Below are 19310 nucleotides of genomic sequence, written 5' to 3'. Positions count from 1 at the left end.
AAGGTCCGCCATCCGAGAGTGCGTAGCGCGCCGCCGCAATCGGCCCTCAAGTTGCCGCGACCGTTTGCCACGGCGCGGAAACCAGGGGCGATCTCAGGCTTGTGGGCGGCCACTTCAGGGGCAAGTTCAGGCGCGATGCCGCCGGCCCGATGCGGCAGCACCCACCACACACTTCCCAGTGCCAAACACGTCGCTCACGTTTTCCCGCTTCTCATCATCCGGCGACGCTGCAACCAGTCGAGCAACTGCCGCCCGTCGCGCTCACCGAACCACCGCGCGTGCCCGATCAGATACCCGTCGTATGCGATATCGACAATGGCCGGCGCATCGATGATGCACCCGAAATAAGCCACTTCCGACAGCGCGAACTCCGTATGCACGATCGGCAGCATCGCGACCAGCGCCGCATAGGCTTCGTCGCCCAGCGGTTCGAGTGACTCATACCCGTCGAGCAGCGCGTCGATCTGTGCGTACTCGACGCGGCGCGCCTCGGCCGGCGCCATCCAGTCGACCGTATTGCGCTCGATCGCGAGCGCGAGGTCCATGACGGCGCACGTGCGATCCGACAAGCCGAAATCGAGCACCGTCCGCACCTGCGCGCCGGGCCCCGCCTCGGTCCACAGCAGGTTCGACGCGTGCCAGTCGCCGTGCGTCCATAGCGGCGGCAGCGCCGGCAGCAGCGGCACGAGGCGCGCGTGATACGGGCCGATCGCGTCGGCCACGTCGCCGCGCCAGTCGCGCGCGCCGAGTGCGCGCACGAGCAGCGGCTGCACCTCGACCCAGCGTTCGAGCGCGCCCGCCAGATCGTCGGACGACAGCACGCGGAAGCTCGACAGCAGCGTGCGCACGGGCCGTGCCGGCGCATCGTAGCCGGCCGACGCGCGATGCAGCTCGGCCAGCGCGCGACCGGCCGCGTAAGCGTGCGACGCATGCGTGAACGGCTGCCACGACATCACGCCGCGATACGGGTCGACGCCGGGCGCGAGCACATGCACTTCGTAGGTCCAGTCGCCGGACGCGAATGCGGTCGCACCGTTGCGATCCGCGAGCACGTCGACCACCGGCATGCCGCGTTCGCGCAGGTGCGCGATGAAGCGATGCTCTTCCTCGAGCCCCGCGACATCGCGCAGGCTCGCGTGATGACGCTTGACGAACAGCCCGCGCCCGTCCGCCATCCGCACGAGCACGGCCGCCGCGAACTGTCGCGGGCTGTGCCACGTGAGCCGCTCGGGCTCGCCGGCGCCGTCGATGCGCGCGAGCACCGCCGCCACCTCGTCGTGCGTCATCAGCGGCCAGTCGCGTTCGGCCTGCTCGCCGTCGACACCGAATTGCGGCGGTGCGACGTCACGCGGCAGGGCGCCGTCCGGCTCGAGTGGGAATGACATGAACGACGTTGCTCCGTAGTTGAATCGGCGCGTGAATCAGCGCGCGCCGCCGCCCGTTGCCAGCGCACCGCCGGCCGCCGCGCGCAGCGCCGCGGCCGTGCGGCTCCAGTCGCGCCAGCCGACGACGGCCAGCCCGATGAACAGCGCGTAGAGGCCGGCCGTCAGATACAGTTCCTTGAACACGAACATCCCGACGTACACGACGTTCACGACGATCCACAGCCCCCACGATGCAATGTAGCGCCGCGCGGTCCAGTATTGCGCGACGAGGCTGAACGCGGTCAGCGAGGCATCGACGAACGGCAGCGCCGCATCGGTCCAGCGCGCCATCATGCCGCCGAGCAGCGCGCTGCCGACGACGGCCGCGATCAGGTCGGGCAGCATCTGCATCGGCCGCACGCCCGTGACGGGCGCGACATCGCCTGCCGGCGCCGCATTGCCGTCGGCCTCGCTCGCGCGCTGCGCGAGCCAGCGTTGCCAGCCGTACACCTGCAGCACCGCGAACGCGCCTTGCAGCAGCATGTCCGAATACAGCTTCGCGTCGAAGAAGATCCAGCCGTACAACGCGACCGACACGAGCCCGACCGGCCAGCACAGCATGCGCCGCTTCGCGGTCAGCCAGATCGCGAGCGCGCTGACGATCACGCCGGCGATTTCGAGTGGGGACATCGTCTGTGCTCTCCAGGTTAGCTGCCGGGGCCGCGCGTCACGCGGCCGGTTTCGGACGGTCAGAAATCATAGGTCAACGACACGCGAGCGGTGCGCGGCGCACCCGGGAACAGGTACGCGTCGCCCTGCTGCTCGCCCGCATCGCGCCAGTAGAACTTGTTGAACAGGTTGTCCACCGACACGCGCAACACCGTGCGATGGCCGCCGATCTTCGTCGTATAACGCGCGCCGAGATTGAACACGAACCACGCCGGCACCTGCGCGGTGCCCTCCTCGTTCGCGTTGCGGGCCGCGCTGTACTCGACGCCGCCCAGCACGTTCAGCCCCGCGACGCCCGGCACCGCGTAGTCCGCATACAGCGACGCGCGCAGCGCGGGCACGTTGATGATCTGGTGGCCTTCGTAGGCCGGCGAACCCGAATCGTACGCCCGCGCGCGAATCGCCGCGACGCTGGCCGTCAGCCCCAGACGCTCGGTCACGCGCCCGGCCGCGCCGAGCTCGATCCCCTGGTGCCGCTGTGTGCCGCGCTGCACGAACGTGTAGGTCGTGCCCGATGCGTCCGGATCGGCGAACTGGAACGGCTTGCTGATCGAGAACACGGCGGCCGTGAGGCTCAGCCGGTCGAGCCAGTCGTATTTCGCACCGACCTCGATCTGGTGCGATTCGACCGGCGGCAGGAACGCATACGCGTTGGTCGCACGCACGGGCGCCTGGTCGCCGAGCGACAGCGCCTTGCTGTACGACGCGTACAGCGACAGCACGTTCACCGGCTTGTAGACGAGCGCGACCTGCGGCAGGAACACCGAGCGGTCGGTGTGCGTCGCGTCGCCGTCGAGGCTGCTCCAGCTGCGCTGGCGCAGCAGCACTTCCTTGCCGCCCGCGAGCACCTGCCAGTGTTCGCCGATGCTGATGCGGTCGAGCCCGAACACGCCGTATTGCCACGAATCGAGCTGCGGATACGACGGCCCGGGCGTATTCGGCGACGGTGCAAACGTGACGTCGGGTCCGTAGATGTTCTCGCTGCCGACATAGTCGTACACGGCGGTCGCCATGTGCACGACACGGCGCTGCACGCTCACGCCGAGCGTCAGCTCGTGCCGCAGCGGCCCCGTCGCGAACTTGCCGGTCGTGACCGCCCGCAGGTCGTCGTTGCGCCGGTATTCGCCGGGGCTGCGGAAGTCGTACACGTCGTAGTCGCCGTTCGCGCCGAAGAAGAACGGTGACGTCGCGCCGGCCGTGCAGCTCGCCGCGTAATAGCAACCGTACGCGAACGCGCTGTTGTCGTCGATCATCGTGCGGCTGCGGCCGGCGGCGATGTAGGCCTTCCAGTCGTCGTTGAACTGGTAGTCGAAGCGCGCGTTCAGGTTCAGCGCGTCGGTCGTCACCGGCTTCGCCCACGGCTGCGTGCCGAGCGCCTTCGACGTCGTCTTGACCGACGGAACGACGGTGCCGCCGAGCAGCTGGTAGCCGGGGGCGGAACGCTGAATCCACTGCTGGAATTCGGCGTTGAGCTGCAGGCTCGCGCGCGGGCTGATGTCCCAGTCGGCGGCAATCGAGCCGAACGTGCGCCGTCCGTTCGTGCCGTCGATGTAGGAGTGCATGTTCTCCTTCGCGGCATTGATCCGGAAGCCGAACTGATTGTCAGGGCCGAAGCGGCGGCCGAGATCGACGGCCGCCGACGTCGAGCCGCGGCTGTCGACCCCACCCGTCACGCTCGCGACGTTCGCCGAGCGCTTCGTCACGAAGTTGATCACCCCGCCGGGCGCGACGACACCGCTGTCGATGCCGGCAAGGCCCTTCAGGATCTCGACGCGTTCCTTGTTCTCGAGCGGCACGTTCTGCTCGCCGGACACCGTCAGCCCGTCGATCCGGATCGCGCTCGCAAGATCGACCGGAAAGCCGCGGATCGCAAAGCCTTCGAAATAACCGACCGGCGCATAGTCGTTGACGACCGACGCGTCGTTGCGCACGACGTCGCTCAGCCGCTTCGCCTGCTGGTCGTCGAGCTGCGCGCGCGTGACGACGCTCACCGACGCCGGCGTATCGCGCAGCGGTGCGTCGTCGAGCCCCGCGACGGATGCCGTGCGTGCGCGCAGCGCGTTGCCGCGCTCGCCGCTCACCGTGATCGTCGGCAGCGTCGCGCTGGCGGCCGCGCCGGCGTCCGGCGCCGGCGTGTCGCCCTGCGCCGCGGCGGCCTGGGCCGCGAAAAGCGTGATGCCGAAGCCGACACCAAGCCCGACCTTCGCGCGCCGCCGCCGTGCGGGCGACGCTGTTGTTCTATTCACCGTCATTGCTCTGGATGGAAAACTCGCCACTCGACCCTGTCGAAACCCGTTACGAAGCTGCGAAGCGTGCCCGCGACCGGATCTGCCCCCGCCGGACGCACGCGCCGGCACGACATTCGTCAGACGAACCGGGCGAACCAGACGATCCGGCACGCAAGCGGGCCGCTCGGTCGGGAAGACGCAGGATGGGACATCGGATTCAGGTGACGCACCGGGAACCGACGCTGCCGTCGACCGGTTCGTCGGGGCGTGTCGGGCGGCCGGCTGCATCGCGCGGTCTTGTCATGCGGGGGGACGCTTCGAACGCCCCGGTACGGGCGCGACGGTCTGGCGCGCGCCGTTCGCTGGAACGGCGGCATGCCCGTCGCGCACGACATCGCGGCGCGGCGCGCATTTTACCCCGGGCGGGGCGAGTTGCCCTGGAATCGGGCGAATCGGGCGAATCGGGTGAACGGAAGGCGGGAACGGGAACCGCGCGATTCGCGCGGCACGGCGACGGTGCCGATGTGCGCATGACTGGCGTCGTGCGCGGCCACCTCGATGACCGGCACCGTCACGCGCCGGTCACGCGGCCGGAAACCGGAGCGGGAACGTTCGCCCGCTCGCGATTCGGCGGCCGGTCAGAATCCCTGCATCGTCGCGGTCGGGTCGACGACCAGGTGCACGACGCCGTAGATCACCGCGCCGACGAGCAGCGCGAGCACGATCGCCACGAACGGCAGCAACGTGTAGTTGACGTTCGCGAGATCGGCCGCGTACGCCTTGCTGTTGCGTACGCCGAAGAAACTCCACAGGACCAGCTTGATCATGCCGAGCAGTTTCATGGTTGTGCTCCTTTCATCGAATCGGTTGACGCTATCGTCGATCCGACCGGCATCCGAAAAAAGAAGCAGTTGCGCGCGCTTTTCGCGCAGCAGGCCGTCTGCGGCCGCATGTCGCAGGGCGCGTCAGCGGTCGAGCACGAGCGGCTCCGACCCTTGCGCGGGCCGCGCGACGCACAGCAGCGCGCAGCCGGGTTCGACCGGCGCATCGGGCGCCTGCTCGTAGTCGACCGCGCCTGACAGCACGCGCGTCGCGCACGTGCCGCACGACCCGGAGCGGCATTCGGACGGCACGGCCACGCGCTGCCCTTCCGCGAATTCCAGCAACGTGCCGTCGGCGGGCGTCCACGCGGCATCGCGGCCGGTGCGCCGGAACACCACCGGCACGCTCGCCGCCGGCGCCCCGGTCGTGCGGGTCGCGCTGCGCGCCACGCTCGACGGCCCGAACGCCTCGAAGCGGATGCGTTCGTCCGGCACGTTCAGCGCGCGCAGCCCGTCGTACAGGTCGCGCATGAACGCCGACGGCCCGCACAGGTAGAAGTCGTAATCGTCGAACGTCAGGAGCCGCTTCAGTTGCGCGATGTCGATGCGGCCTGCCTGCGCCGCCGACCCGTCGTGAGGATGGCTGTCGAACCAGTGGAGCGACAGCCGTGCATCTGCGGCCGCGATGCGCGCCAGCTCCGCCGCGAACGGCCGGTCGGCCGCGTCGCGCGCGCCATGCACGAACACCACGCGGCGCGATGGCCGATCGTCCGCCAGCGCGCGGCGCAGCATCGCGGTCATCGGCGTGATGCCGATGCCGGCCGACACGAGCACGGCCGGGCGCGGGCTCGCGAGATCGAACGTGAAGCGCCCGCGCGGCATCTGCGCGTCGAGCGCCATGCCCGCCCGCGCGTGATCGTGCAGCCACGCCGACACGCGCCCTTCGCGCTTCACGGTGATCCGGTAATGCGTGCCGCCCGGCGCATCGGAGAGCGTGTAGCTGCGGATCGACGGCGCGTCGCTTCCCGGCAGCGCGATGCGCAGCGTCAGGTGCTGCCCGGCTTCGTAGGCGGGCAATGCAGCGCCGTCCGCCGGTTCGAAATGGAACGAGCGAATCGCGCGCGCTTCGTCGACGATCTTCGCGATGCGCAGCGGCCGCCATGCGGGTGCCGATGCGGGTGCCGATGCCGATGTCGATGCCGATGCCGATGCCGATGCCGATGCCGATGCCGATGCCGATGCCGATGCCGATGCCGATGCCGATGCCGATGCCGACAGTGATTCTGATGCGGGTGCGGTGACCGACGCGGTTGAAGTCTGCACCAACCCGCCCGCCGCCATCGCCGCGAACTGCGGCGCGCGTTCGACCGCCGACCACTGGAACGGCAGCACCGCGCGCATGCGCCGCACTTCCCGCACATGGAACCGCACGACCCGCTGCGCGCCGTCGAACGATGCGACGAGCGGCCCGTCCCACACGATCTCGGCGCGCGCGGCCACATACAGCAGGTCGCCGTTGTCGAAATCGACGAACAGCAGCCCCGCACGCGGATCGTGCTGCAGGTTGCCGAGCGTGTTGAAGAAGCGGTTGCCGCTGAAATCCGGCGTCGTCAGCGTGTGCGCATCGTCGACGCGCACGAAGCCCGGCATCCCGCCCCGATGCGACACGTCCGCGCCACGCGCAGCGCCCGCGTCGGTCGACGTGTTCGCGCTCGCGACGAAGAACGTATCGGCCTGCGCAAGCAGCGCTCGATCGGCGTCGTTCAACGCGTCCGATACGTCAGGCCCGGCGAACGCGCCGGCTTCCCGGGCGACGAACGTCGGCTTGCGTCCCTGGATGTACTTCGCGCAGTTGCCGAAGCTCTGCTCGACCGCGATCGTCAGCGCATCGCCGTCGAACGCGCGCACGACGCCGTTGACACGATTGCGCCGCCGCGTATCGAATTCGATCCCGAGCCCGCCGAGCGGCGCGCCCGGCTGCCACGCGCCGTCCAGCGGATCGCCCGGCAACGCGCGCCCCGCGATGCGCAGCGTACGCGGATCCGGCGACGTCACGAACCCCGGCACGCCCGCCCGCAGCGTCGCCCACGGCTGGCCGTTCGCATCGACGCCGCCAAGCACGAAGAATGGCAGTTGCGCGAAAAACGTCCGGTGCTGGTCCGGCATGAAACGCCGGATCCCGCGCCGGCCGGCCGAACCCGCGGCCGCCGTCACGCCCGCGCGCTGCTGCACGGCGAGCTCTCCCGCGTGAAACGGCGCGGTATCGAGTTCCCAGCCCGGTACGACGGTGGTCGGGGTGTTCATCGCGTTCTCCGTGGGCAGGCGCGGCGTCGGTGGGCGTTACGCGGCGAGCAGGCCGGCGCGCGTCGTCGGCATCGCAACGAAGCCCGGCAGCGCCTCGACGCGTGCCAGCCACGCACGCACGTTCGGATACGGTTCGAGCGACACGCCGCCTTCCGGCGCGTGCGCGATGTACGAGTAGGCGGCGACGTCCGCAATCGTCGGCTGCGCACCGGCCGCGAACGGCTTGCCGGCCAGCTCGCGATCGATCACGTCGAGCACTTTCGCGGCCGTACGCTTGGCCGCTTCGTGGTCGAGCTTCGCGCCGAACACGGTCACGAGCCGCGCGGCAGCCGGCCCCGATGCGACCGGCCCGGCCGCATACGAGAGCCAGCGCTGCACGACGGCCGCGCTGGCCGGGTCGTCGGGCAGCCAGTGGGCGTCGCCGTAGCGCTTCGCGAGGTACACGAGGATCGCGTTCGAATCGGCGATCACCGTGCCGCCGTCGTCGATCACGGGCACCTGCCCGAGCGGATTGAGCGCGAGGAACGCCGGTTCGCGCTGTGCGCCGGCCGCGAGATCGACGTCGACGGTCTCCGAAGGCAGGCCGAGCAGCGACAGGAACAACCGGACGCGATGCGCATGCCCGGAGAGCAGGAACGAGTAGACGCGAATCGGCGAAGCAGGCTTGCGGACGGCAGACATGGAAAACACTCCGGAATCTCGCGCCGCCGGGAATCGGCGACGAACACCTGCAGCGTAGCGCTCGCCGTTCGTCTCCAGAAGATGGATAATCGCGGAAACATTATCCGCTCCCATAGGACAATCGACGATGGCCGATCTGCGCGACGTGAACCTGAACCGGCTGGCGGTCTTCGTCGCGGTGGTCGACGCCGGCTCGCTGACGGCCGCGGCCGAGCGGCTCGGCCTGGCGAAGACGGTGGTCAGCACGCACATGCAGCGCCTCGAATCCGAGGTCGGCGCGAACCTGCTGGTGCGCACCACGCGGCGGCTGAGCGTGACCGACGCGGGGCGGGCGTTCTACGACGCGTGCCGCGACATCGTGCGCGCCGCGGAAAGCGCGCTCGACGCGGTGTCGTCCGACGCGGGGCCGCTGCGCGGCACGCTGCGCGTGAGCGTGCCGATCGACTACGGCGCGCTGGTCGTCGCGCCTGCCGTCGTCGCGTTGCGCGACCGGCATCCGGGCCTCGACGTCGAACTCGTCGCGAACGACCGCGTCGTCGATCTCGTCGCGGACAACCTCGACGTCGCGATCCGCATCGGCCGCCTCGCCGATTCGAACTATCGCGCGGTGCAGCTCGGCACCTACGAGAAATGGCTGGTCGCGAGCCCCGCGTTCGTCGCGCGCCACGGCCGGCCGCAGGATACCGATGCGCTCGCCGCGCTGCCGTTCGTGATGCTGTCGACGCTGCCGCGCCCGCATACGCTCGAACTCGAAGACGCGAACGGCGGCACCGCTTCGGTGCGCTGTGTCGCGCACGTCGTGTCGAACACCGCCACCGCGTGCCGGGCGATCGTGCTCGCGGGCGGCGGCTTCGGGCTGTTGACGGATTTTTCGACCGCCGACGACCTCACGGCCGGCCGGCTCGTGCGGCTGCTGCCCGCGTGGCGTTCGGCGCCGGCCGGGATTCATGCGGTGTATCCGTCGACGCGGCTGCCTTCGCCGAAGGTGCGGGCGTTTATTGATGCGATGAAGCAGAGGATCGACGACACGCGGCCGGCACGCAAGACGAAACGCGAACGCTAGCGCACGCCGAATTCCGTTGCGGCTGCGCGCCGCGCCGTTGCCGGCCCGCGCATTCCATTCCTCCGATGTATCGCGACATCCTCGCGACCACGCATCGCCATGCAAGGCGCTCATGCGCGGCATGAAAACTAATCGATTGTTGGCGCCCCGGATCGACGCCGACAATCCGCTGCATGCCCCCTCGTTTGCGGTACGGGCCACTCCCCCTCCCAATCGGCACGTCACGATCCATGAACCATCCAGTCCCCCTCTCCTGCATCGCCGAGGCCCGCACGGCCGCGCCGGCACCGTTCCTTGCCCGTCCCCGCACCTGCGGCGAAGCACTCGTCGACCTGCTCGAACGTTATGGCGTCGAATGCGTGTTCGGCATTCCCGGCGTGCATACCGTCGAGCTGTATCGCGGGCTCGCAGAGTCGTCGATCCGCCATGTGACGCCGCGCCACGAACAGGGGGCCGGCTTCATGGCCGACGGCTACGCGCGCGTCACGGGCCGGCCGGGCGTCTGCTTCATCATCACCGGGCCGGGCATGACCAATATCGCGACCGCGATGGCACAGGCCTACGCGGATTCGATCCCGATGCTGGTGATCTCGAGCGTCAACGCACGGCGCGAGCTCGGCAGCGGCGACGGCCGCCTGCACGAGCTGCCGTCGCAGCGTGAAGTCTTCGCGGGACTCACCGCGTTCTCGCACACGCTGCTCGACGCGGCCGACCTGCCGCAGGTGCTCGCGCGCGCGTTCGCGGTCTTCGAAAGCGCACGGCCGCGGCCCGTGCACATCGAGATTCCGCTCGACGTGATCGTGACGCCGGCACCCGCGCTGCCCGCCGCGCCACCCGCGCTGCCCGCCCGCCCCGCACCGGACGCCGGCGCGCTCGCGGCGGCCGCGGACCTGCTCGCCCATGCGCGCCGGCCGCTGATCCTGGCGGGCGGCGGCGCCGTGCATGCGGCGGCCGAATTGCGCGAGCTCGCCGAACGCCTGCACGCGCCGGTCGCGCTGACGATCAACGCGAAGGGTCTGCTGCCGGCCGGCCATCCGTTGCTGATCGGCTCCACGCAATCGCTGCCCGCCACCCGCGCGACGATCCGCGACGCCGACGTGGTGCTCGCCGTCGGCACCGAGCTCGGCGAAACGGATTACGACGTCACGTTCGACGGCGGCTTCGCGATCGATGGCCGGCTGATTCGCATCGACATCGACGCGCAGCAGCTGATGCGCAATGCCCGCGCGGAGATCGCCATCGCCGGCGATTCGCGGCTGGCGCTCGGCGCGCTGTCGACCCGCCTGCACGAAAAACCGACGACGCCTCCCGAAGCCGGCTGGGGCGCGCCGCGCGTGGCCGCCGTGCGCGCCGCGATCGCGTCGGGCCACGACGGCCCGGCGCGCGCGCAGGCGCGGCTGATCGACACGATCGTCGCGGCGCTGCCTGGCGTAATCGTCGCCGGCGATTCGACGAGCCCCGTGTACGTCGGTAATTTCACCCACGACGCGCACGCACCGCGCAGCTGGTTCAACTCGTCTACCGGCTACGGCACGCTCGGCTACGGGCTGCCCGCCGCGATCGGCGCGAAACTCGCCGCGCCCGCACGCCCCGTCGTCTGCCTGATCGGCGACGGCGGCCTGCAGTTCACGTTGCCGGAGCTCGCGAGCGCGGTCGAGGCCCACGTGCCGGTGATCGTGATCGTCTGGAACAACCGCGGCTACGGCGAGATCCGCAAATACATGGTCGCGCGCGAGATCACGCCGATCGGCGTCGATCCGTACACGCCCGATTTCCTGGCGCTCGCGCGCGGCTTCGGCTGCGCGGCGCACGCGGCCGCGACGCCCGATGCACTGGCTGCCACGTTGCGCGACGCCGTCGCGCGCGCGATCCCCACCGTGATCGAGATCGACGAAGCGACATGGTTCGAGCAGGTGCAGCGATGAGTCAGGCCCCCGATTTCCACTTTGATCCGCCGCTGCGTACCGGGCTTTTCATCGCCGGCGCGTGGGGGTCCGGCGCCGACGGCGCCACGTTGCCGATCGTCGATTCGTCGACTGAAGCGGTCCTCGCGCATGTGGCTGCCGGCGGCAGCGCGGACGTCGAGCGCGCCGTCCAGGCCGCGGCCCGCGCGTTTCCCGGCTGGAAACGCACGACGGGTGCCGCGCGCGCGGCCCTGCTCCGCGCGATCGCGCGCGGCGTCGACACGCACCGCACACGGCTCGCGACGCTGCAGTCGTTCAATAACGGCAAGCCGTTCGCCGAAGCGGAGATCGACGTCGCCGACGTGATCGCCACGTTCGACTACTACGCCAGCCTCGCGGAACGCGTCGACACCGACGGCGAAACCGAGGTCGCGCTGCCCGGCGACGACCACCGCGCATGGATCCGGCGCGAACCGGCCGGCGTCGCCGCGCTGATCGTGCCGTGGAATTTCCCGATGGTGACGACCGCATGGAAGCTCGCGCCGGCGCTCGCGGCCGGCTGTACCGTCGTGCTGAAGCCGTCCGAGATCACGCCGCTGCCGGAACTCGAACTCGTCGCGATCGCCGCCGCAGCGGGCCTGCCGCCAGGCGTGCTGAACGTCGTGACGGGTACCGGCCCCGACGTCGGTGCCCCGCTGTGCGCGCATCCGCTCGTCGCAAAGGTGTCGTTTACCGGCAGCACGGCGGTCGGCGCGCAGGTCATGAAAACGGCCGCGGACACGATCAAGGGCGTCGGCCTCGAACTCGGCGGCAAGTCGTCGATCGTCGTGTTCGACGACGCCGATCCCGACCACGCGGTCGAGCTGATCGCGGGCGGCGGCCTGTTCAACGCGGGGCAGATGTGTTCGGCGACCTCGCGCGTGCTCGTCGCCGCGCCGCTCGCCGAGGACCTGATCGCACGCCTCGCGCGGCGGATCGACGCGACCGTCGTCGGCCCGCCGTTCGCGCCCGGCGTGCAGATGGGCCCGCTGACGAACCGCGCGCAATACGAACGCGTGAAGCGCCACATCGCACAAGGCCGCGCCGACGGCGCGCGGCTCGTGACGGGCGGCGACGTGCCCGCCGGCCCCGGTTATTTCATCCGGCCCGCGCTGTTCGCCGACGTGCCGGCCGACAGCCCGCTATGGCGCGACGAAATCTTCGGGCCGGTGCTGTGCGTCCGCACGTTCGATACCGAGTACGACGCGATCGCGGCCGCCAACGATACCGAATACGGGCTCGTCGCGACCGTCGTCACGCGCGACGCGGCACGCGGCAAGCGGGTCGCCGACGCGCTCGAAGCAGGCGTCGTGTGGATCAACACGCCGCAACTGATCTATCCGCAAACCTCATGGGGCGGCTACAAGCGCAGCAGCGTCGGACGCGAGCTCGGCCCGTTCGGGCTGGCCGCATTCCAGGAGATCAAGCAGGTCATGATGCCGGCCCGCTGAGGCCGTCCGGGCCATGCGTTTATCTCATGCCGCGCATGCGGATATTTCGTTTGTTGCGGAAATTTGACGTACCTACAGTGCATCCACACCCCGCGCCGCCATTCGGCGACCGGCATCGAACCACCCGGCATCGTTCATCAGGAGACGGCCATGCAACACTTCAAGGCGGGCAGAAGGCAGGTGATCAAAACCCTCGGCACGGCACTCGCCGCATCCGCCCTTCCGATGCCGTTCATCAGTACTGCGAAGGCACAGACGAGCAGCTTCGCGGGCAAGACGCTGCGCATCCTCACGTGGTCTGACGATACCGGTGCGGCCGCGCTGCGCAATATCGCGGAAACGTTCAGCAAGCAGACCGGCGCACGTGTGATCGCCGACCGCGCGGACGGCACGTCGGGCATGGTCGCGAAGGTCAAGGCCGCCGGCGAGCGGCCGACCTACGACGTGATCACGCTGGCCGGTGTCGGTGCGGCCGGCCTCGCCGATGCGGGCCTGCTCGCGAAGCCTGACCTGAACCGGCTGCCGAACCTGAAGGACGTCGCACCGCAGTACCGCACGGGCGCAAACGGGTTCGGTGTCGGCTACCTGCTGTGGTCGGACGGGCTGATCTACAACACGTCGACCGTCAAGACCGCACCGGCGAGCTACGAAGCGCTGTGGGATCCGAAATATGCGGGGCGCCTGTTTCTTCCGCCGCCGGAGTGGGCCGAGGCGGTCGATCTCGCGATCGTCGCCGCGAAGCTGGCCGGCGGTTCGCAGCAGAACATCGAACCGGGTTTCCGCAAGCTCGCGGCGCTCAAGGATCGTGTGATGACGCTCGGCGAAAACCCGAACCAGGTCGCCGACCTGTTCCGCACCGGCTCGCTCGACATCGGCGGCATCTATTCGCCCGCGTTCTTCCCGGACCAGATCCGCAAGCCCGACTACAAGATGGGCGTGACGTACGGGATGAAGGAAGGCTTCGCGACGCAACTGATGTTCACGGTGATTCCGAAAGCGCACCCGGGCGACCTCGACCTGATCCATGCGTTCATCAACCACACGCTCGACGCGGGCGTGCAGGGCCGGATGGCGGCGGACGTGCTGAACGGGCCGGTGAATTCGAAGGCCGTGATCCCGGCGGAAAGCCGCGCATTCGTGCCGTCGCCGCAGCAGATCGCGGAGAAGGCCATCCTCCACGACGACAAGGCGCTCGCCGCCGTTCAGCCGGCGTGGATCAAGCGCTATACCAGCCTCTTCGCGGCCTGACGACATGGCCTCGCTGCCTTCCTCCCGTCACGCGGAACCCGTCGCCGCCGGCCCGGCCGGCGGCGCCTCGGCCGCCGCTGCCGCACGGCCCGGCGTGCCGCCGTGGCTGCTGCTTGCGCCGATCCTCGCATTCCTCGCGGTGCTCGCGGCGGCGACGCTCACCGTGCTGCGAATGAGCGTCGGTACGCCGGGCGACGAATGGCGCACGTTCACGCTGCAGAACTACGCCGATCTCGCCGACCCGTACTTCATGCACTCGCTGTGGCTCACGCTGCGCCTCGCGTTCCAGAGCATGGTATGCGCGGTGCTGCTCGCGATCCCGGTCGCGCTGGCGATGGCGCGCGCCGAATCGCGGCTCGCGCGGCGGCTCATGCTTGCCGGCGTGCTGCTGCCGCTGCTCGTCAACCTGCTGCTGCAGGGTTACGGCTGGCTCGTGATGCTCGGCCCGGCGGGCCTGCTCAACCGCTCGCTGCTGGCGGCGGGCGTCATCGAACGGCCACTGCAGCTGCTGTACCGCGAACACGGCGTGCTGCTCGGGCTGATCCAGACCGCATTCCCGCTCGCCGTGCTGCCGCTGTCGAGCGCGCTGCGTGCCGTGTCCCGCGCGTACGACGAAGCCGCCGCGACGCTCGGCGCGACGCGCTGGCAGACGCTGCGGCACGTGACGCTGCCGCTCGCGATGCCGGGGCTCGTATCGGGCGCGCTGCTCGTGTTCGCCTACAACGCGAGTGCGTTCGCGGTGCCGCTGCTGCTCGGCGGCCGGCGCGTACCGATGCTCGCGGTGCTCGTGCATGACCAGGTCGCGCCGCTGCTGAACTGGCCGGCCGCGTCGGCCTCGGGTGTCGTGCTGATGGGCGCGACGCTCGTCGTGATGGCGGTTTCCCAGCGCCTCGTGCGCGCCCTGCAACGTGACGAGGTGAACCGATGAATGCCCTTCTGCCGCGAGCACCGCTGCCCGGCCGTCTGAGCCGCGCGACCGGCACCCTCGCGACGCTCGTGCTGTGCCTCGCCGCACTGCCGATCGTGACGATGATCACGATGTCGTTCGGCTCGTCGGGCACGCTCGAATTCCCGCCGCGCGATTTCAGCCTGCACTGGTACCGCGCCGCCTGGCAGACCTTCGTGACCGCCGATGCCGGCAGTGCGCAATCGATGGGTGCCGCGCTGACGACGAGCCTCGTCGTCGCGATCGCGACGATGCTGGTCGCGACTGCGGTTTCGGTACCCGCCGCCTACGCGCTGTCGCGTTATCGCTTCCGCGGCAAGACGTTCGTCGAGCAGCTCGTCGCGCTGCCGATCGTCTATCCGCTCGTCATGCTCGGCCTCGCGCTGCTGCTCGTGTTCAACGCACTGCCGGTCGAACTCGGGCTCGTGCGGCTCGTCGTCACGCACGTGATCCTGACGCTGCCGTTTACCGTGAAGAACTGCGCGGCATCGGTCGCGTCGATCGGCCCGGAATTCGAGGAAGCCGCGTGCCTGATGGGCGCGAGCCCGCGCCGCGCGTTCGTCGATGTCGTCCTGCCGCTGATGCGGCCGGGCGTCCTCGCCGGCATGCTGTTCGCGTTCATCGTGTCGTTCAACGAGTTCACGGTGACGTTCTTCCTGTACAGCGTCGACACGATGACGCTGCCGGTCTGGCTCTACAGCCGCACCGTGTCGTCGCTCGACCCGACCGTGTTCTGTTTCGCGGTGTTCACCGTCGCGATCGATTTCGCGCTGATCTGGATGCTCGAAAAACTCGTCGGCGACAAGGGCGTTGCGCTCTGATACGCGCACGACTCCGCCCTCGCCCATCCAAGGACTCCCCATGACCCAGCTCACCCTTCAGCGCGTGACGAAGCGCTTCCAGCACGCGTATGCCGTGGATCACGTCGACCTGTCCGTGCCGGACGGCAAGCTCGTCTGCTTTCTCGGCCCGTCGGGCTGCGGCAAGACCACGCTGATGCGGATCATCGCCGGCCTCGAGACGCCGACGTCGGGCACGATCACGTTCGCCGGCCGCGACCTCACGCACGTGCCGGCCAACCGGCGCGACTTCGGCATGGTGTTCCAGTCGCTCGCGCTGTTCCCGCACATGACGGTCGCGCAGAACATCGCGTATCCGCTGCGGCTGCGCAAGACGGCCAGGACGGCTCAAACGCAGCGTGTCGCGGAGCTGCTGGAACTCATCCAGCTTCCGCACCTGGCCGACCGGCTCGTCACGCAACTGTCGGGCGGGCAGCGCCAGCGCGTCGCGATCGCACGCGCGATCGCTTCGTCTCCGCGCCTGCTGCTGCTCGACGAGCCGCTGTCGGCGCTCGACGCGAAGCTGCGCGAGGCGATGCAGGTCGAGATCCGGCTGCTCCAGCAACGGCTCGGCATCACGACGATCATGGTCACGCACGACCAGCGCGAAGCGATGACGATGGCCGACGAGATCGTCGTAATGGAGCAAGGCCGCATCCAGCAGGTCGGCCGGCCGCTCGACATCTATCGCGATCCGGTCAACGAATTCGTCGCGGATTTCATCGGCCTCGGCAACATCCTGCCGGTCGCGTGCGACGGCGACGACGCGATCGTGCTGCCGGGCGGACAACGGCTCGCGATCCGGCGCGCGCCCGACGCGCCGCGCGCGGACGACGCCGTGCGCCTGCTGATTCGCCCCGAGGACGTGTGCGTGCGCGCGGCCTCGGTCTCGCCGTCCGCGCCGAACACGCTCGCCGGCACGGTCACGTTCGTGCGCGACGTCGGCGCGTCGATCGAGGCGACGATCGATTGCCGCGGCTTCACGCTGACGGCAGCGACGACGCCGCGCGAAACGCCCGACCTGCACGTCGGCATGCCGGTCGCCGCCGAGCTACCCGCGCATGCATGCAAGCTGATCGCCGCACGCGGCGCCTGATTTCCGGTTCTTTCCCCAGCGCAGCAACAAGGACTCCATCATGAACGCATCGACCCAAGCCCACCGTCTCGTGCGACGCCTGCTCGCCCGCACCGCCCTCGTCTGCACCTGCGCGGCGGGTCTCGCCGCCATCGCGCCGCTCGCACATGCCGACGCACTCGACACGATCGCGAAATCCGGCGTCGTGCGCATCGGCGTGTTCGAGGACTACCCGCCGTTCGGCTCGATCGGCCCCGACATGAAGCCGCAAGGTTACGACATCGACATGGCGACGCTGATCGGCAAGGCGCTCAACGCGAAGGTCGAGCTCGTGCAGGTCACCGGCGACAACCGAATGGCGTATCTCGCCGACCGCAAGACCGACATGCTGCTGTCGGTCGGCCAGACGCCGGAGCGCGCGAAGGTGATCGACTTCTCGAACGCGTATGCGCCGTACTATCTCGCGGTATTCGGCCCGAAATCGCTCGCCGTGAAAGGCACCGCCGATCTCGCCGGCAAGTCGGTCGCGGTCGCGCGCGGCACGCTCGAGGACCTGAGCGTGAGCAAGGTCGCGCCGCCGAACGCGACGATCAAGCGCTTCGACGATCCGAACGGCGCGATCGCGGCGTTCTTGTCGGGGCAGGCGCAACTGCTCGTGATCGGCAACGACGTCGGCGCGACGATCATCGCGCGCCATCCGTCGATCGATCCGGAGCAGAAGTTCTCGCTGTTCAGCTCGCCCGATCACGTCGGCCTGAACAAGAACGAGCCGCGCCTGATGCAGAAGGTCAATGACGCGATCGCCGGCGCGAAGAAAAGCGGCACGCTGAACACCCTGTCGCAGAAGTGGCTGCACGCGGCACTGCCGGCCGACCTGTGATGCGCGTCGCGCCCGCCCCGCATTCACGACGGAAGGTATCGTTATGACCTACGTGTTCGACTTCAGCGATTTCGGCCTCTACGCCGGCATGCTCGCGCGCGGGATCGGCGTGACGCTCGGCCTCACCGCGGCCTCCACCGCGCTCGGCGGCCTGATCGGCACCGCCGGCGCGTGGGCCGCGCTCGCCGGCCCGCGCTGGGCACGCACGCTGGTCGCGGCCTACGTCGAGCTGATCCGCAATACGCCGTTCCTGGTCCAGCTGTTCTTCATCTTCTTCGGGCTGCCCGGGATCGGCGTGCACATCGACGAAGCGCAGGCGGCCGTGCTGGCGATGACGGTCAACCTGGGCGCGTATGCGGTCGAGATCCTGCGGGCCGGCATCGAATCGGTTCCGCACGGGCAAACGCAGGCCGCACGTGCGCTCGGGCTGCACGGCCGGCAGGTGTTCGGTCAGGTCGTGCTGCCGCAGGCGCTCGCGAACGTGTACCCCGCGCTGCTCGGGCAGGTGCTGATCGTGATGCTCGGTTCGGCCGTCGTGTCGCAGATCTCGGTGCCCGACCTGACCTATGCGGCGAACTTCATCCAGTCGCGCAATTTCCGTGCGTTCGAGATCTACATCGTCGTGACTGCGATCTACCTACTGCTGTCGATCGCGCTGCGCATGCTGCTCAATCGCGTCGGCCGCCGTCTGTTCGCGGGCCGCGCGCCGCACGGTGCGGGCAACGCACCGCGCCGCTCGTGCGTTGCCCGCTTTACGTGGCGCGCGCGCTCCCCTGAAACCGGCCTCCCGACGGAGCGTGCCCGATGATCGAATTCACCTTCCAGGATATTGCGTGGAACCTGCTGCTGGCCGCGCGCTGGACCATGCTGCTGTCGCTGATCACGTTCGTCGGCGGCAGCGTCGCCGGGTTTGCGCTGCTCGCGATGCGCATCTCGCCGGTGCCGGCGCTGCGCCGCTTCGTGAGCCTGTACGTCGAGCTGTTTCAGGGCACGCCGTTGCTGATGCAGCTGTTCCTCGGTTTCTTCGGGCTGCCGCTGATCGGCATCGACGTGACGCCGTGGACCGCCGCATCGGTCGTATTGACGTTGAACGCGAGCGCATACCTGGCCGACATCTGGCGCGGCTGCGTCGACGCCGTGCCGCGAGGCCAGTGGAGTGCGGCGGCCAGCCTCGGCATGACGTGGACGCAACAACTCCGTTACGCGGTGTGGCCGCAGGCATGGAAAATCGCGCTGCCGCCGACCGTCGGCTTTCTCGTGCAGGCGGTGAAGAGCACGGCGCTGACGTCGATCATCGGGCTGACCGAACTCACGAAGACCGGCAACATCATCACCAATGCGGTGTTCAAGCCGTTTCCGATCTACGCGATGGTCGCGCTGCTCTACTTCGCGATGTGCTTCCCGTTGACGTGGTACGCCCGCGTGCTCGAACGCCGCTACCGCGTCGCGAAGGCGCGCTGAACCGGCGCCGCGCGCGCCTCATTACGATGCAGGTATCCCCCATGATTTCCATCAGCAACGTTTCGAAGTGGTACGGCCCGTTTCAGGTCCTCACCGACTGCACGACCGAGGTCAGGAAAGGCGAAGTGGTCGTCGTGTGCGGACCGTCGGGCTCGGGCAAGTCGACGCTGATCAAGACCGTCAACGGTCTCGAGCCGTTCCAGCAGGGCGAGATCCTCGTGAACGGCCAGTCGGTCGGCGACAAGAAGACGAACCTGTCGAAGCTGCGCTCGAAGGT

At 69.3% G+C, this 19310-nt stretch carries 17 protein-coding genes; 11 read left to right on the top strand and 6 right to left on the bottom strand.

What is annotated here, in order from left to right:
• Nucleotides 1-194: 194 nt before the first annotated feature.
• From ABIC51_RS34185 to ABIC51_RS34160, 6 genes are all read right to left on the bottom strand, one after another.
• Entirely contained in the window at nt 195-1385 is a 1191-nt protein-coding gene (locus ABIC51_RS34185) for a phosphotransferase enzyme family protein (RefSeq protein ID WP_226129636.1), read from the bottom strand.
• Between the two features lie 36 nt (nt 1386-1421).
• The gene (gene pnuC / locus ABIC51_RS34180) at nt 1422-2054 is read right to left on the bottom strand and encodes a nicotinamide riboside transporter PnuC (protein ID WP_021157393.1); all 633 of its coding nucleotides are present in this window, start codon (nt 2052-2054) and stop codon (nt 1422-1424) included.
• A 59-nt stretch (nt 2055-2113) separates the two neighbouring features.
• Entirely contained in the window at nt 2114-4345 is a 2232-nt protein-coding gene (locus tag ABIC51_RS34175) for a TonB-dependent siderophore receptor (RefSeq protein ID WP_175862952.1), read from the bottom strand.
• 614 nt (nt 4346-4959) lie between these two features.
• Nucleotides 4960-5163, bottom strand: a complete 204-nt coding sequence (locus ABIC51_RS34170; protein ID WP_175899420.1) for a DUF2970 domain-containing protein — start codon at nt 5161-5163, stop codon at nt 4960-4962.
• Nucleotides 5164-5286: 123 nt separating this feature from the next.
• The gene (locus tag ABIC51_RS34165) at nt 5287-7446 is read right to left on the bottom strand and encodes a pyridoxamine 5'-phosphate oxidase family protein (RefSeq protein WP_354006919.1); all 2160 of its coding nucleotides are present in this window, start codon (nt 7444-7446) and stop codon (nt 5287-5289) included.
• 36 nt (nt 7447-7482) lie between these two features.
• The gene (locus tag ABIC51_RS34160; RefSeq protein WP_354006918.1) at nt 7483-8127 is read right to left on the bottom strand and encodes a glutathione S-transferase family protein; all 645 of its coding nucleotides are present in this window, start codon (nt 8125-8127) and stop codon (nt 7483-7485) included.
• 127 nt (nt 8128-8254) lie between these two features.
• Here ABIC51_RS34160 and ABIC51_RS34155 point away from each other — a divergent pair, with 127 nt between their 5' ends.
• The 11 genes from ABIC51_RS34155 to ABIC51_RS34105 form a co-directional block, all read left to right on the top strand.
• Nucleotides 8255-9190 (top strand): LysR family transcriptional regulator, encoded by a 936-nt coding sequence (locus ABIC51_RS34155; protein ID WP_060195077.1) that lies wholly within the window; start codon nt 8255-8257, stop codon nt 9188-9190.
• 230 nt (nt 9191-9420) lie between these two features.
• Nucleotides 9421-11115 carry a 5-guanidino-2-oxopentanoate decarboxylase gene (locus tag ABIC51_RS34150; RefSeq protein ID WP_354006917.1) on the top strand — a complete coding sequence of 565 codons (1695 nt, stop codon included), beginning with the start codon at nt 9421-9423 and terminating at the stop codon, nt 11113-11115.
• Nucleotides 11112-12584: an aldehyde dehydrogenase family protein gene (locus tag ABIC51_RS34145; RefSeq protein ID WP_354006916.1), complete on the top strand. Its 1473-nt coding sequence runs from the start codon at nt 11112-11114 to the stop codon at nt 12582-12584. Before ABIC51_RS34150 ends, ABIC51_RS34145 begins: the two co-directional genes overlap by 4 nt.
• A 150-nt stretch (nt 12585-12734) precedes the next feature.
• Nucleotides 12735-13832, top strand: a complete 1098-nt coding sequence (locus ABIC51_RS34140) for an ABC transporter substrate-binding protein (protein ID WP_048245295.1) — start codon at nt 12735-12737, stop codon at nt 13830-13832.
• 4 nt (nt 13833-13836) lie between these two features.
• On the top strand, nt 13837-14760 hold the full coding sequence (locus tag ABIC51_RS34135; protein WP_027790891.1) for an ABC transporter permease: 924 nt from the start codon (nt 13837-13839) through the stop codon (nt 14758-14760).
• Nucleotides 14757-15599, top strand: coding sequence for an ABC transporter permease (locus ABIC51_RS34130; protein ID WP_354006915.1), 843 nt, complete (start codon nt 14757-14759; stop codon nt 15597-15599). Before ABIC51_RS34135 ends, ABIC51_RS34130 begins: the two co-directional genes overlap by 4 nt.
• A gap of 40 nt (nt 15600-15639) precedes the next feature.
• Nucleotides 15640-16713, top strand: a complete 1074-nt coding sequence (locus ABIC51_RS34125; RefSeq protein ID WP_059693824.1) for an ABC transporter ATP-binding protein — start codon at nt 15640-15642, stop codon at nt 16711-16713.
• Between the two features lie 40 nt (nt 16714-16753).
• Nucleotides 16754-17572 carry a transporter substrate-binding domain-containing protein gene (locus tag ABIC51_RS34120; RefSeq protein ID WP_060173037.1) on the top strand — a complete coding sequence of 273 codons (819 nt, stop codon included), beginning with the start codon at nt 16754-16756 and terminating at the stop codon, nt 17570-17572.
• Nucleotides 17573-17615: 43 nt separating this feature from the next.
• Entirely contained in the window at nt 17616-18380 is a 765-nt protein-coding gene (locus tag ABIC51_RS34115) for an amino acid ABC transporter permease (protein WP_060373428.1), read from the top strand.
• Nucleotides 18377-19033 carry an amino acid ABC transporter permease gene (locus tag ABIC51_RS34110; protein ID WP_021162904.1) on the top strand — a complete coding sequence of 219 codons (657 nt, stop codon included), beginning with the start codon at nt 18377-18379 and terminating at the stop codon, nt 19031-19033. Before ABIC51_RS34115 ends, ABIC51_RS34110 begins: the two co-directional genes overlap by 4 nt.
• A 41-nt stretch (nt 19034-19074) precedes the next feature.
• A partial coding sequence (locus ABIC51_RS34105; RefSeq protein ID WP_354006914.1) for an ATP-binding cassette domain-containing protein occupies nt 19075-19310 on the top strand: 236 nt, incomplete at its 3' end.

The organism is Burkholderia sp. 572 (genome assembly GCF_040545135.1).
Taxonomy (GTDB): Bacteria; Pseudomonadota; Gammaproteobacteria; order Burkholderiales; family Burkholderiaceae; genus Burkholderia; species Burkholderia cepacia.
This window is presented reverse-complemented; position numbering and strand designations above follow the sequence as displayed.

Coding starts and splice junctions, on each gene's coding strand:
- ABIC51_RS34115 (WP_060373428.1), top strand. CDS start 17,616: ATGACCTACGTGTTCGACTTCAGCGATTTCGGCCTCTACGCCGGCATG.
- ABIC51_RS34120 (WP_060173037.1), top strand. CDS start 16,754: ATGAACGCATCGACCCAAGCCCACCGTCTCGTGCGACGCCTGCTCGCC.
- ABIC51_RS34110 (WP_021162904.1), top strand. CDS start 18,377: ATGATCGAATTCACCTTCCAGGATATTGCGTGGAACCTGCTGCTGGCC.
- ABIC51_RS34125 (WP_059693824.1), top strand. CDS start 15,640: ATGACCCAGCTCACCCTTCAGCGCGTGACGAAGCGCTTCCAGCACGCG.
- ABIC51_RS34140 (WP_048245295.1), top strand. CDS start 12,735: ATGCAACACTTCAAGGCGGGCAGAAGGCAGGTGATCAAAACCCTCGGC.
- ABIC51_RS34165 (WP_354006919.1), bottom strand. CDS start 7,446: ATGAACACCCCGACCACCGTCGTACCGGGCTGGGAACTCGATACCGCG.
- ABIC51_RS34175 (WP_175862952.1), bottom strand. CDS start 4,345: ATGACGGTGAATAGAACAACAGCGTCGCCCGCACGGCGGCGGCGCGCG.
- ABIC51_RS34145 (WP_354006916.1), top strand. CDS start 11,112: ATGAGTCAGGCCCCCGATTTCCACTTTGATCCGCCGCTGCGTACCGGG.
- ABIC51_RS34170 (WP_175899420.1), bottom strand. CDS start 5,163: ATGAAACTGCTCGGCATGATCAAGCTGGTCCTGTGGAGTTTCTTCGGC.
- pnuC (WP_021157393.1), bottom strand. CDS start 2,054: ATGTCCCCACTCGAAATCGCCGGCGTGATCGTCAGCGCGCTCGCGATC.
- ABIC51_RS34130 (WP_354006915.1), top strand. CDS start 14,757: ATGAATGCCCTTCTGCCGCGAGCACCGCTGCCCGGCCGTCTGAGCCGC.
- ABIC51_RS34160 (WP_354006918.1), bottom strand. CDS start 8,127: ATGTCTGCCGTCCGCAAGCCTGCTTCGCCGATTCGCGTCTACTCGTTC.
- ABIC51_RS34150 (WP_354006917.1), top strand. CDS start 9,421: ATGAACCATCCAGTCCCCCTCTCCTGCATCGCCGAGGCCCGCACGGCC.
- ABIC51_RS34185 (WP_226129636.1), bottom strand. CDS start 1,385: ATGTCATTCCCACTCGAGCCGGACGGCGCCCTGCCGCGTGACGTCGCA.
- ABIC51_RS34155 (WP_060195077.1), top strand. CDS start 8,255: ATGGCCGATCTGCGCGACGTGAACCTGAACCGGCTGGCGGTCTTCGTC.
- ABIC51_RS34135 (WP_027790891.1), top strand. CDS start 13,837: ATGGCCTCGCTGCCTTCCTCCCGTCACGCGGAACCCGTCGCCGCCGGC.